Below are 12,595 nucleotides of genomic sequence, written 5' to 3'. Positions count from 1 at the left end.
GCGGGCATCCCTGCCCGCAATGCCGTCACGCCCATCCTCACCCCCGGTAATGCCGGGGGGTGTAGACCCAGCGCCCACCATCCGCACGCGCCACGAACCGCGTGTGCGAGGCACCGATGATGACCAGCGTGCGCATGTCGGCCTGCTCGGCCCGCACCTCGCCCAGCGTCGTCACCGTCAGCTCCTCGTCGGGGCGGCCGACGGCGCGGCCCAGCACGATGGGCGTCTCTGGCGCGCGGATGTCGCGCAGGGCGTCGAAGGCGGCGCCCAGCTGCCAGGGCCGGGCCTTGGAGATCGGGTTGTAGAGCGCGATGACGAAATCCGCCTCCGCCGCCAGACGCAGGCGCCGCAGCACCACCTCCCACGGCTTCAGATTGTCGGACAGCGAGATGGCGCAGAAATCATGGCCGAGCGGCGCGCCGGCCCGCGCCGCGGCGGCCTGCATGGCGGAAACGCCGGGATCGACCGAGAGAGGCACCGCGCGCCACGCCTCGGGAGCGTCGGGATCGTCCAGCGCCTCGAAGATGGCGGCGGCCATGGCGAAGATGCCGGGATCGCCGCCCGACACCACCGCCACCCGCCGGCCCTGCGCCGCCAGATCGAGCGCGAAGCGGGCGCGGTCCAGCTCCACCCGGTTGTCGGAGGCGTGGCGCACCTGATCGCCCGGCGGCACGCGATCGACATAAGGGAAATAGCCGACAAGGTCGGTCGCCTCGGCCAGATCGCGCCGGGCTTCCGGCGTCAGCCAGTCATCGGGGCCCGGACCCAGTCCAACAACTTTCAACCAGCCATTGTTCACCGGGCCGCTCATCCGCGCTTGCCCTCGCCCGGAATGACGATCTGGGAGAAGTAGGGGGCGACGTCCGGCGCCTCCAGGAAGGGCATGAAGCGCTGTTCGTCCATGCTGGCGCGCTCGACATACCAGGCCCGCTCGGCCAGTCCGGCGGCGGCGATGGCGCGGCGGACCTTGGGCAGGTTCTGGCCCAGCTTCATCACCACGCAGGCATCGGCGGCGGTGAGCGCGCGGACCAGCGCCGCCTCGTCCAGCGTGCCGGGGATCACCGACAGCACGTCGTCGCGCAGCATCAGCGGGCGCGGCAGCAGCGAGGCGCTGCACACCATGCTGGTGACGCCGGGAACCACCTCCGCCTTGAAACGGCCGGACAGCCGCAGGAACAGGTGCATGAAGGAGCCGTAGAAGAACGGGTCTCCCTCGTTCAGCGCTGCGACCGAACGGCCGGCGGCGAGATGCTCGGCGATGCGCTCGGCGGACTCATCGAAGAAGGCTTCGATCTGGCGACCGTAGTCCGGGTGGGTCGGCGGCAGCTCCACCGTCACCGGATAGACCATCGGCAATTCGATCTGGTCGGGCCTGATCGCCTGATCGGCGATGCGGCGGGCCTGGCCACGGGTGCCGCGCTTGCAGAAATAGGCGACGACCGGGCAGGCGCCGATGGTGCGCACCGCCTTCAAGGTCATCAGCTCCGGGTCGCCGGGACCGACGCCGACACCGAACAGGGTGCCCGGAAGGAGATTGGGGAAGAAGATATCGTCGCTCATTCGACGTCGCTCGCCAGCGCGTTGACGGCGGCGGCGGCCATGGCACTGCCGCCGCGCCGGCCGCGGATCGCCAGATAAGGCACGCCGAAGGGGTTTTCCGCCAGCGCCTCCTTGCTTTCCATCGCCCCGACGAAGCCGACGGGAAATCCGAGGATCGCCGCCGGTTTCGGCGCGCCGGCCGCCAGCATCTCCAGCAGGTAGAACAGGGCGGTCGGCGCATTGCCGATGGCGACGACCGATCCGCCGAGCCGGTCGCCCCACAGGTCGAGTGCCGCGGCGGAGCGGGTATTGCCGATGGTCTTCGCCAGATCGGGCACGGCGGCGTCGCGGAGCGTACAGACCACGGCGTTGCCGGCCGGCAGGCGGGCGCGGGTCACGCCATGGGCGACCATTTCGCTGTCGCAGAGGATGGGGGCGCCGGCGCGCAGGGCGGCACGGGTGGCACTGCCGACATCGGTGGAGAACAGCAGGTCCTGGGCCGCATCGACCATGCCGCAGGCGTGGATGACGCGCACCGCGACCGGCTTGAGGTCGTCGGGAATGGCGGTCAGGTCGGCCTCCGCCCGGATGGTGGCGAAGGACTGGCGGTAGATGGCCGCTCCGTCGCGGATATAGTCATAGAGCGGCTCAGGCACCGGTGGACTCCTCGGTCAACAGATCCGCGACGCGGGCCACGGCGTCGGCGGGGGACAGGCCGGTGTACGGGGAAGCGTCACCGGCTTTTGCGTTCAGGGCGACGTCATACACCCCGTCGCGGGCGGTCAGGGTGACATCGGCGATGGCGGGATGGGCGCAGCCCTTGGCGCAGCCCGACACATGCACCATTCGCACGGGGTCCAGCAAGGGGCCTGCGCGCTCGGCGATGGCGAGCGCCGCCGCATGTGTGTCGGTGGTGCCGACATCGCAGCCGCCAGCCCCGCTGCAAGCGGTCAGCTTCAGCCGGCGGTCGGTGTGGGACAGGATGGCGCCGTGGGTGTGGGCGACGGCTTCGGCGTCCTTGGAGGGGGCGACGAGGATGAGAGCGCGCCAGGGGGTGATGCGGATCTCGGCGCAGGCGGAGGCGAGGGCGGCGAGGGTGGTGGCGGTGAGGCGGCCGAAGGGGAAGGCGGTGGTGAGGAAGGATGGCGCCTCCCCAACGCGGGATTCCTTCTCCTCCCTGGGGAGAAGGTTAGGATGAGGGGGTTCGGCATCGCCGAAGACATCCATGAGGTGCGTCCCCCTCACCTTGATCCTCTCCCCGGGGGGGAGAGGAGAAATCAGGCGGGAGAGGCGTTTGCCGATTTCATCAGTGCCAATCGCCGCGACCAGACCCGCCATGCGGCGTGGCGGCTCCGGCAGTGTCGCGCGCAACTCGAGAAAGGCACGCCCGAGCACCGACGCCACATCCGCAACGTCGTCCGCCCGGCAAAGCCCCAGCGGCGCCGCCTTCGCCAGCGTCCCGCCCAAGGACACCCGGAACCGTTCGCCATCCACCGCGTCGAAGCGTACGTCCGTGCTGCTGTCCGCCAGATGGCCGATGCCGCCGCCGCAAACCAGCCAGCCGAACTTCGGCGGCAGGCGGTGCAGAGCGGCATCCTCCGCCAGCCGGGCATCCAGCGTACGCGCCGCCGCCCATACGTCCATCGCCGCTGTGGGATCCAGTCCGGCGGTGGGGGAGCACAGCACGTTGCGGACCGCTTCGCTCGCCGCATCGCCGGAGACGTGTCCCATGCCGCGCAGGGTGTCGGTCACCGGCTCCAGCCCATCGGCGGCGATGCCGCGCAGTTGCAGGTTGCCCCGCTGGCTGAGGTCGATCAGACCGTTGCCGTAACGACTTCCCAACTCCGCGATCTGGCGGGCATGATCGGCCGGCAGCACGCCGGCCGGAACGCGGACGCGCAGCAGCAGCCCGTCGCCGACCTGCATCGGCGCCAGCACGCCGGGGCAGGCGCCGCGGCGCCGCGGCTGGATGGTGGCAGGGTTCGTCATGCGGCGCTCTCCCGGAGGCGCTGCAGATCCTCCGCGGTGGAGTTGCGGCGGGGATGCCACAGGCCGCGGTCGAGCGCCTCGCTCATGCGCGCCAGAATGTGCCGGGCAGCGGCAGGGTTGTCCTGTGACAGGAAGTCCCACACCTGCGAATCCTCGACGTACGCGTCGAACAGCTGGTCGAAATGGGCGGGACGTACGGCATCGGTGGTGGCGGCGAAGGCGAACAGGGTATCGACGCTCGCCGCCAGTTCCGCGGCGCCGCGATAGCCATGGCGCATCATGCCCTGGATCCAGCGCGGGTTGGCCGCCCGGCCGCGCAGGGTGCGGGCGATCTCCTCCGCCAGGGTACGGATGGCGAGCCTGTCCGGATCGGCGCTGTCGAGATGGTAGAGCGCCGGCTCGGAGTCCTCCAGCGCGGCCGCGGCGGCGAAGCCGCCCTCGAACTGCATGAAACCGTCGGTGGACAGCACGTCGTGCTCGCGCTGGTCCTGATGGTGGACCAGGGCGTCGGCACCGCCAACCCGGCGGCGGAACAAGGCCGGCAGCGGAACCCCCTCCAGCCCGGCGCCATAGGCGTGGCAGCCGCCCTCCAGATAGGCGGCGCCGAAATCGGCCCGCGCGGTCCAGTCGCCGCGCGCGATCATGCCGGACAGCGCCGTGCCGTAGATGCCGGGAGCGGCACCGAAGATGCGGGCGGTGGCCCAGCGGCGGGCGTCCTCCGCGGCCGTGCCGGCGCTGGCGAGGCGCTGTTCCTCGGCTCTGGCGGTGGCGGCCAGCGGGTTGGTGTCGTCGGGTTCGTCCAGCCCGGCGACGGCGCGCACCGCCTGATCGAACAGGGCGATCTGCTGCGGGAAGACATCGCGGAACAGGCCGGAGATGCGCAGCGTCACATCGACCCGCGGTCGGCCCAGCACGCCGGCCGGCATGATCTCGTAGCCGGTGACGCGGCCGGAGCCGTTCTCCCAAATCGGGCGGACGCCGAGCAGGGCCAGCGCCTGGGCCAGCTCGTCGCCGCCGGTGCGCATGGCGGGCGTGCCCCAGCAATCGACCACCAGCCGGCGCGGCCAGTCGCCATGGTCCTGAAGATAGCGGGTGATCAGCGCATCCGCCGCCTGCCAGCCGAGAGTCCAGGCGGTCGGCGTCGGCACCCCGCGCGGGTCGAGCGCATAGAGGTTGCGGCCGGTCGGCAGCGTGTCCGCCCGCCCGCGCGCCGGCGATCCGCCGGGCCCGGGGCGGACGAAGCGGCCGTCCAGCCCGTCGAGCAGAGCCCGCATCTCCGCCTCGCCGCAGGCATCGACCGCCGTGGCGACCATGGCCGGATCGGCGCTCCGTGCGACAGCGGCGGTCAGCCGGTCGCGGCGCTCGCCGGCCGGGCTGTGGCCGAAGACATGCAGGCCGTCGCGGATTTGCAGTTCCTTGATGTCGCAGAGATGGGCGTCCAGCCGCGACAGGATGGCGTCGGGATCGTCGTCGGGCCGCAAATTGCAATCGGCGGCGATGCCGGATTTCCAGGCGAGGTCGAGAATGGTCTCGCGCAGCATGCCCAGCCGCCGCGGGTCGAGGCCGGTCGCCTGCGAATATTCGTCGATGGCGGTTTCCAGCGCGGCGAGGTCGCCGTAGAGGCCGGATTCCACCGGCGGCGGAGTCAAATGGCCGATCAGCACGGCGCCCAGCCGGCGGCGGGCCTGCACCCCCTCGCCGGGGTTGTTGACGATGAAGGGATAGAGGGTCGGCAGGGCGCCGCCGACGATTTCCGGCCAGCACTCTGCCGACAGCGCCACCGCCTTGCCGGGCAGCCACTCCAGCGTGCCATGGGCGCCGATCTGCACCAGCGCATCGATGCCGACGGCATGGCGCAGCCACAAATGGAAGGCGAGATAGCCGTGGCTGGGCGGGGTGTCGGGGTCGTGATGCTGGGCGGTGGTCAGGGGCCCGTGGCCGCGGCTGGGCTGCACCGCCACCACGGCATTGCCGCAGGGCAGGGTGCGGAAGGCGAAGGCGCCGTCGCGGCAGGCCGGGTCGGCGGCGGGCTCGCCCCAGGTCTCGGCAATGCGGGCGCGCAAGCTCGGCGGGGCCAAGCGCAGATAGTCGGCGAGCGGCAGGGTCGCGGTGGGTGGGCCGGTGAGGGACTCCATCAGCGTGGCGGCGCTGTCCGGAATGGCGGACAGTCCGTATCCCTCGGCGGACAGGCGCTGGAGCATCGCCACGGTGCTGGCCGGGCTGTCGAGGCCGACGGCATGGCCGATGCCGCCGCCGGGGCCGGGATAGTCGGACAGCACCAGCGCGACCCGCCGCTCCGCCCGTGGGGTGCGGAACAGGCGGACCCAACTGGCCGCGAGGTCGGCGGTGAAGGCGACGCGGTCGGGGATCGGCCGCAGGGCCGGTGCGGCGAATTGCAGATCGGGGTCGGGATCCCCCGCTGTCTTGAAGGCGATGGCGCGGGCGATGATGCGGCCGTCCATCTCCGGCAGCACGACGTTCATCGCGAGGTCGGACGGCGCCAGCCCGCGCGAGGACGCCTGCCAGCCGGCTTCCGGCGTGGTGGCGAGAATGGCTTGCAGCACCGGCGTGCCGTTGGCCTCCAGCGGCGAACCGTCCTCGCGCGCCGCCGAGAAGGCGGTGGTGTTGACGACGACGGCGGCGTTCTGCGCAATCAGGCTGGCCCGCATCCAGGCGGCGCAGTCCGGTTCCTTCAGGCTGGCGACGAACAGCGGCCGGGGGGCGAGGCCGCGGGCGGCCAGCGTGTCGCACAGGGCATGGACCGGGGCGAGGTCGCCGGCCAGCAGATGGGAGCGGTAGAACACCACCGCCGCGACCGGGGAGTCGGCAGCCAGGGGGGCGGCTGCGGGGCCGGTCCAACCGTCGTATGCGCCAAAGCGCGGGACGGGAGCCGAGTTTTCGTGGGGCAGCGGCGTGCCGGCCAGCGTCGCGGCGCAGGCCAGCAGATGGGTCATGTTGGCCGGGCCGCCCTCGGTGAAGTAGCGCCACAGCCGGTCGGCGGTGTCCGGCGGAACGGTGCCGTAGGCGGCCAGGTTTGGGTCGGGCTGCGCCTCTCCGGACAGGACGGCGAGCGGGATGCCGCGCTCGCGGCAGAGGGCGGACAGGCGGTCGAGACCATAGCGCCAGTAACCGCTGCCGCCCAGCAGGCGCAGAACCACCAGCTTGGCCTTGGCGACGACGGTGTCGGCGTAGAGATCGACCGACAGCGGATGGCCGAGCCGGTTGAGGTTGGCGAGGCGGAGGCTGGGCAGCCACTCGCGGCCCGCCCGCCATGCGGCGGCGAGCGCGGTCAGGTCGCTGTCGGAAAAGGACAGCATGACGAGGTCGGCCGGCGTCTGCCCCAGGTCTTCCGCCTGGGGGCCGGCGTCCAGTTCGTCCTGGCGGGCGGCAAGCAGGTGCATGGTTTGATGTCCAGGGGCGACTGCCCCCTCCCCCCCTCGGAAACGGCGAAGGTCAAGGAGGGGGCGGACGCCGCACTACTCTAACTCTTAACCGGCAATCGCCCGTGTCACCGCATCGCGGTCCAGCCCGGTCTCCCCAATCACCACCAGACGGCTGCGGCGCTCCTCGCCCGGCTTCCACAGGCGGTCGTAATGGGTCTGGATGCGGGTGCCCACACCCTGGACCAGCAGGCGCATCGGCTTGGCCGGCACGTCGATGAAGCCCTTCAGGCGCAGAACGCCATGCAGGCCGGCGACCTTTTCCAGCGTCATCGCCAGGGCGGCCGGATCGGGCTGCGCCGGCAGCTCCACCACGAAGCTGGTGAAGTCGTCGTGGTCGTGGCCCTCTTCGTCGTCATGGTGGCTGGGACGGTTGGCGAGATCGTCTTCCACCGCCGCACCGACACCGAGCAGGACCAGCGGATCGACCGCGCCCTGGGAGGCGCGGACCAGCTTGGCGTCGCGGCCGACCGTGTGCGCGAGGGCGCCGCGGATCAGGTCCTCGACGCGGGCGAGATCGCCGTCGGCCAGCAGGTCGGTTCTTGTTGACGACGATCAGGTCGGCGCAGAGCAGCTGGTCCTCGAACACCTCCTCGATCGGCGTCTCGTGATCGACGGTGCCGGCGGCGTCGCGCTGGGCCTCCAGCGCCGCGGGATCGGGGGCGAAGCGGCCCTCCGCGGCGGCGGCGGCGTCCACCACGGCGATCACGCCGTCGACGGTGACGCGGGTCTTGATCGCCGGCCAGTGGAAGGCCTGGACCAGCGGCTTGGGCAAAGCGAGGCCGCTGGTCTCGATCACGATGTGCTCGGGCGGCTCCGGCCGGGCCAGCAGCTTCTCGATGGCCGGGACGAAATCGTCGGCGACGGTGCAGCACAGGCAGCCGTTCGCCAGCTCGATCACGTCGTCTTCGGTGCAGGTCGGGTTGCCGCAGGCGCGCAGGATGTCGCCGTCGATGCCGACATCGCCGAACTCGTTGATGATCAGCGCCAGCCGGCGGCCGTCGGCCTTTTCCAGCAGGCCGCGGATCAGCGTGGTTTTGCCGGCGCCGAGGAAGCCGGTGATGACGGTCGCAGGAACCTTGCCGGCGGCCGTTTTCGCAAGAGCGGACATGAACTTCGCCTCCTTAACGCGCGCCGGGCTGAACCCGCAGGGCCGGGTGCCGTTCGGCCGGTTCGACCACGCCGCTCATCAGCCAGCCGCAGACGGAGCCCAGGATCGCCCAGAACAGGGCGGCGGAGCCCAGCGAGGCGGCGACGAAGCGGGCGGCCAGTTCCGGGGGAACGGCACCCTCGGCGCTTTCCGGATGGGGGGCACCGATCAGATGGGGCAGCGCTGCGGCCAGAACGGCGACGGCGATGACCAGACGGTTGCGGGCGAAGGCGAGGGCGGCGATGCCGACGCCGGCCCCGGCCGCGGCGGACAGCCACCAGAGCTGACGCAGCTCCAGCTCGGCCCCGGCCATGCCCGGCAGTTCCGGGGCCAGACCGAAGGACGGGGCCAGCGACACGGCGACGAAGCCGCCCATGCCCCAGACCAGCCCGCGGCGGGCATCAACCGGCCGTCCGGCCAGCAGGATCGCCGCCCCCAGCAGCAGCGCATAGGCGACGCCGGCGATCAGGTTGGCGGCGATGGTCAGGCCGATGCGCTGCATCGCCTCGTCCAGCGTGACCGGCACACCTTCGCCGACCTCGCGCACGGGGCCATGCTGGTGGCCTTCGGCCTGGCTGGCGGCCGGAGCCGCATTCGGGGCTGGCGCGGTTGCGGGAGGCGGGGTCACCACCTCGTATTTCTCGGCTTCGAGGATCAGCGGGACGGTCGTCGCCTGCTGAACGACGGAAGCGGCCGTGCCGGAGAGCACGCCCGCGACCAAAGCGGCTGTGAACAGCCGCCGGATCAGTTCCATGACCCGCTGCTTAGTGGCAGGGGAACGCGAAGGAGTGACGGGCGTCGTGCGCCGCATCGTGGATCTGCTGCGGCTGGGCGAAGCCGACGCCATACAGCAGGAAGCTGCCGAGCAGGATCGCGGCGAAGGCGGCGACCGCGGTCTGGGCGGCGCTGCGGGTCGCGGTGCTGGCGGCGTTCATCGAACGGGCGGTCATCGAAAACATCCTTGTTCTCCCGCCACACCCGGCGGGGTTGGAAAAGGTTCTGTGTGTCCGCCGGCAGGTTTCCTGGCTCGCGGGTCGTCGCATCGCCGTCCGCCTTCCCGGCCGCGGAGGGCCAGTGGCATGATGGACGGGACGCTCGCCGCTCACAGTTGCGGGGGCAGCCACGGCTTTGGCGCTTCCGGGAAACCCGGGAAGGTCCGTACCGCATTCCCTATTATCCCCGCCGCCCGTCAGGACGGGCAGGGCACCGTCGGACGGCCACCATCGCAGTGCCGAGCCCGTTTGGCAAGCCCGCAATAAGGCGTCTGCCACACGGACGATCTTGCATGCCGACACTTTGGATGCTGTCATGTTTTGTGGACAGAGTGTCCAGGGATCCGACACTTTCCGACGCAGGGGTGTCGGTCAGAGGGAGGACACCGAACCGAAACCCGCGGAGAAACAAAGGGGCCGGCGGCCCGGCCGAAGCGACCCCGTATCTGGCACGCTTCGTGCGTACAACAATCGGTGAAACGTCCCGCCGCACGGCGGCCGCCGGGCATATGCCCGGGACATAAGGACGAACGGGAGGAGAATTCGCGACCGATGAACGCCGCACCGAACGACGACATCATCCTGGAAGCGCGCAACCTGACAAAGGAGTTCAAGGGGTTCGTGGCGGTTCGCGACGTGAACCTGCAGGTTCGCCGCGGCACCATCCACGCGCTGATCGGCCCGAACGGCGCCGGCAAGAGCACGGTGTTCAACCTGCTGACCAAGTTCCTCACCCCCACCCGCGGCCAGATCCTCTACAAGGGCCGCGACATCACCCGCACCAAGCCGGCCGACATCGCCCTGATGGGTCTGGTCCGCTCCTTCCAGATCTCGGCCGTCTTCCCGCATCTCAGCGTGCTGGAGAATGTCCGGGTGGCACTCCAGCGCCCGCTCGGCACCAGCTTCCATTTCTGGAAGTCCGAATCCTCGCTCTACGACCTGCACAACCGGGCGCTGGAGCTGATCGAGGCGGTGAACCTCACCCCCTGGGCCGGCCATCTGGCGGCCGAGCTGCCCTATGGCCGCAAGCGCGCCCTGGAGATCGCCACCACGCTGGCGCTCGACCCGGAGGTGATGCTGCTCGACGAGCCGCTGGCCGGCATGGGCCATGAGGACATCGAGGGCACTGCCGCCCTGATCAAGCGCGTCGCCGCCGACCGCACCGTTCTGATGGTGGAGCACAATCTGTCGGTCGTTGCCCACCTGTCGGACACCATCACCGTTCTGCGCCGCGGCGAGATCCTGGCGGAGGGGCCCTACGAGGTCGTCTCGAAGAACCCGCAGGTGATGGAAGCATATATGGGCACGGGGGGGACCGGACATGCCTGACGGGATGAACACCAGAGACCGCCATGCTGGAGATCGCCGACCTGCACGGCTTCTACGGCGAGAGCCATGTGCTGCACGGCGTCAGCCTGGAGGTGCGGCAAGGCGAGGTGGTGACGCTGCTGGGCCGCAACGGCGCCGGCAAGACCTCGACCATGCGCGCCATCATGGGCATCATGGGCAAGCGCACCGGCTCGATCCGCTTCCAGGGCACCGAGCTGATCGGCATGGCCCAGCACAAAATCCCGCGGCTCGGCATCGGCTATGTGCCGGAGGAGCGCGGCATCTTCTCCAGCCTCAGCGTCGACGAGAACCTGACGCTGCCGCCGGTGGTCAAGGAGGGCGGGATGACGGTCCCGCAGATCCATGAGCTGTTCCCCAACCTGAAGGGCCGCGGCTCGACCCAGGGGACGCGCCTGTCGGGCGGCGAGCAGCAGATGCTGGCGATTGCCCGCATCCTGCGCACCGGCGCCACCCTGATCCTGCTGGACGAGCCGACCGAGGGCCTGGCCCCGGTCATCATCGAGCAGATCGGTGTCGCGGTGCGGGCGCTCAAGGCACGCGGTTTCACCATCGTGCTGGTCGAGCAGAACTTCCGCTTCGCCGCCACCATCGCCGACCGCCATTACGTGATGGAGGAAGGCCATGTGGTCGACATGATCCCCAACGACCAGCTCCACGCCAACATGGACAAGCTGCACACCTATCTCGGCGTGTAGGCGCTCCAGCCCCGACATCACCGGCGCGAACGCCGCCCCGACCCCATCGAAGGGCAGGGCGGCGAACCGCCGGTTCCATGCCCGATTGCCTGCTCCAGGCACGGCAGAGGGACCCGCGACGGGACCCGGCCGACAACAAAAACCAAGAGGGAGAGACCTTCTGATGCGCACGCTTCTTCTCGCCGGCACCGCCCTGCTGACGCTCGCCGGGACAGTCGTTCCGGCTGCCGCCCAGGTGTCGGACAACGTCATCCGCATCGGCGTGCTGAACGACCGTTCCGGCATCTACGCCGATCTGGCCGGCGAAGGCTCCGCCATCGCCGCGCGGATGGCGGCGGAGGAGTTCGGCAACAAGGTCGCCGGCGCGCCCGTCGAGATCGTCGTCGCCGATCACCAGAACAAGGCCGACATCGCCGCGTCGAAGGCGCGCGAGTGGGTCGACACCGGCGGCGTCGACGTCATCGCCGACGTGCCGAACTCCGCCGCCGCCCTGGCGGTGCAGGGCATCACCAAGGACAAGAAGCGCATCTTCCTGATGTCCGGTCCGGGCGCCACCGCGCTGAGCGGTGCGCAGTGCAGCCCCTACGGCTTCCAGTGGACCTACGACAACTACGCCATGGCCGCCGGCACCGGCCGAGCCCTCTATGAGCAGGGCAAGAAGAAGTGGTTCTTCGTGACCGCCGACTATGCCTTCGGCCAGTCGCTGGAAGAGGAGACCACCAAGATGGTGAAGTCGCTCGGCGGCACCATCTCCGGCTCGGTGCGCCATCCGCTCGGCACCTCGGACTTCTCGTCCTTCCTGTTGCAGGCGCAAGGGTCCGGCGCCGACGTCATCGGTCTGGCGAATGCCGGCGGCGACACCGTCAACGCGGTCAAGCAGGCCGCGGAGTTCGGCATCACCCAGTCGGGCCAGAGCCTGGCCGGCCTGCTGATGTTCATCTCCGACGTGCATGCGCTGGGCCTGCAATCGGCGCAGGGGCTGATGCTGACCACTGGCTTCTACTGGGACGCGGACGAGCAGACCCGCGAGTGGTCGAAAAAGTTCGAAGCCAAGGCCGGCAAGAAGCCGACCATGGTGCAGGCCGGCGTCTATTCGGCGGTGAAGCACTACCTGAAGGCGGTCGAGGCGGCGAAGACCGACGATGCCGACAAGGTCGCCGCCACGATGCGCGAACTGCCGGTCGAGGACATGTTCGCCAAGAAGGGCAAGATCGCCGCCAACGGCCGCATGTTCCACGACATGTATCTGGCCCAGGTGAAGACCCCCGCCGAGTTGAAGGGGGCCTGGGACTATTACAAGATCGTCAAGACCATCCCGGCCGACACCGCCTTCATGGACCCCAAGCAGAGCGGCTGTACGCTGGTGAAGTGAGGGGCGGTGAAGTGAGGCGTTGAGCCGTCCTCCGGTCCCGCCCGCCCGTTGGCGGGGCCGGAGGACGG

10 protein-coding genes, 1 pseudogene and 1 riboswitch are annotated in these 12,595 nt (G+C 70.2%); of the genes and pseudogenes, 3 read left to right on the top strand and 8 right to left on the bottom strand.

Annotated features, from left to right (window positions below; translation table 11 throughout):
* Positions 1-37: 37 nt before the first annotated feature.
* The 8 genes and pseudogenes from cobJ to ACWPN3_RS06690 form a co-directional block, all read right to left on the bottom strand.
* On the bottom strand, positions 38-811 hold the full coding sequence (cobJ, locus tag ACWPN3_RS06725) for a precorrin-3B C(17)-methyltransferase (RefSeq protein WP_492243881.1): 774 nt from the start codon (positions 809-811) through the stop codon (positions 38-40).
* The gene (locus ACWPN3_RS06720; RefSeq protein WP_492243882.1) at positions 808-1,560 is read right to left on the bottom strand and encodes a precorrin-2 C(20)-methyltransferase; all 753 of its coding nucleotides are present in this window, start codon (positions 1,558-1,560) and stop codon (positions 808-810) included. The genes cobJ and ACWPN3_RS06720 overlap by 4 nt, the downstream gene beginning before the upstream one ends.
* The gene (locus ACWPN3_RS06715; RefSeq protein ID WP_109448255.1) at positions 1,557-2,195 is read right to left on the bottom strand and encodes a precorrin-8X methylmutase; all 639 of its coding nucleotides are present in this window, start codon (positions 2,193-2,195) and stop codon (positions 1,557-1,559) included. The genes ACWPN3_RS06720 and ACWPN3_RS06715 overlap by 4 nt, the downstream gene beginning before the upstream one ends.
* Positions 2,188-3,528 carry a precorrin-3B synthase gene (gene cobG / locus ACWPN3_RS06710; RefSeq protein WP_492261187.1) on the bottom strand — a complete coding sequence of 447 codons (1,341 nt, stop codon included), beginning with the start codon at positions 3,526-3,528 and terminating at the stop codon, positions 2,188-2,190. Before cobG ends, ACWPN3_RS06715 begins: the two co-directional genes overlap by 8 nt.
* Positions 3,525-6,929: a cobaltochelatase subunit CobN gene (gene cobN / locus ACWPN3_RS06705; RefSeq protein ID WP_492261186.1), complete on the bottom strand. Its 3,405-nt coding sequence runs from the start codon at positions 6,927-6,929 to the stop codon at positions 3,525-3,527. Before cobN ends, cobG begins: the two co-directional genes overlap by 4 nt.
* Positions 6,930-7,016: 87 nt before the next feature.
* Positions 7,017-8,079, bottom strand: a pseudogene (gene cobW / locus ACWPN3_RS06700) (cobalamin biosynthesis protein CobW).
* Positions 8,080-8,092: 13 nt separating this feature from the next.
* A complete protein-coding gene (locus tag ACWPN3_RS06695) occupies positions 8,093-8,872 on the bottom strand; it encodes a CbtA family protein (protein WP_492243887.1) in 780 nt (259 codons plus the stop codon).
* Positions 8,873-8,882: 10 nt separating this feature from the next.
* Positions 8,883-9,068, bottom strand: a complete 186-nt coding sequence (locus tag ACWPN3_RS06690; RefSeq protein ID WP_492243888.1) for a CbtB domain-containing protein — start codon at positions 9,066-9,068, stop codon at positions 8,883-8,885.
* 45 nt (positions 9,069-9,113) lie between these two features.
* Positions 9,114-9,344, bottom strand: a riboswitch (cobalamin riboswitch).
* Between the two features lie 318 nt (positions 9,345-9,662).
* On the opposite strand from ACWPN3_RS06690, the gene ACWPN3_RS06685 reads away from it, so the two are divergent.
* The 3 genes from ACWPN3_RS06685 (at position 9,663) to ACWPN3_RS06675 (ending at position 12,527) form a co-directional block, all read left to right on the top strand.
* On the top strand, positions 9,663-10,439 hold the full coding sequence (locus tag ACWPN3_RS06685; protein WP_492243889.1) for an ABC transporter ATP-binding protein: 777 nt from the start codon (positions 9,663-9,665) through the stop codon (positions 10,437-10,439).
* A 23-nt stretch (positions 10,440-10,462) separates the two neighbouring features.
* Entirely contained in the window at positions 10,463-11,155 is a 693-nt protein-coding gene (locus tag ACWPN3_RS06680) for an ABC transporter ATP-binding protein (protein WP_492261185.1), read from the top strand.
* A gap of 163 nt (positions 11,156-11,318) precedes the next feature.
* Entirely contained in the window at positions 11,319-12,527 is a 1,209-nt protein-coding gene (locus ACWPN3_RS06675) for an ABC transporter substrate-binding protein (protein WP_492261184.1), read from the top strand.
* Positions 12,528-12,595 lie beyond the last annotated feature (68 nt).

The sequence above is a fragment of the Azospirillum sp. UENF 111221 genome (assembly GCF_058780625.1).
Note: the sequence above shows the minus strand (reverse complement) of the source record. Positions and strands in the feature narration are given on the sequence as shown.

Coding starts and splice junctions, on each gene's coding strand:
- ACWPN3_RS06690 (WP_492243888.1), bottom strand. CDS start 9,068: ATGACCGCCCGTTCGATGAACGCCGCCAGCACCGCGACCCGCAGCGCC.
- ACWPN3_RS06720 (WP_492243882.1), bottom strand. CDS start 1,560: ATGAGCGACGATATCTTCTTCCCCAATCTCCTTCCGGGCACCCTGTTC.
- cobG (WP_492261187.1), bottom strand. CDS start 3,528: ATGACGAACCCTGCCACCATCCAGCCGCGGCGCCGCGGCGCCTGCCCC.
- cobN (WP_492261186.1), bottom strand. CDS start 6,929: ATGCACCTGCTTGCCGCCCGCCAGGACGAACTGGACGCCGGCCCCCAG.
- ACWPN3_RS06685 (WP_492243889.1), top strand. CDS start 9,663: ATGAACGCCGCACCGAACGACGACATCATCCTGGAAGCGCGCAACCTG.
- cobJ (WP_492243881.1), bottom strand. CDS start 811: ATGAGCGGCCCGGTGAACAATGGCTGGTTGAAAGTTGTTGGACTGGGT.
- ACWPN3_RS06675 (WP_492261184.1), top strand. CDS start 11,319: ATGCGCACGCTTCTTCTCGCCGGCACCGCCCTGCTGACGCTCGCCGGG.
- ACWPN3_RS06695 (WP_492243887.1), bottom strand. CDS start 8,872: ATGGAACTGATCCGGCGGCTGTTCACAGCCGCTTTGGTCGCGGGCGTG.
- ACWPN3_RS06680 (WP_492261185.1), top strand. CDS start 10,463: ATGCTGGAGATCGCCGACCTGCACGGCTTCTACGGCGAGAGCCATGTG.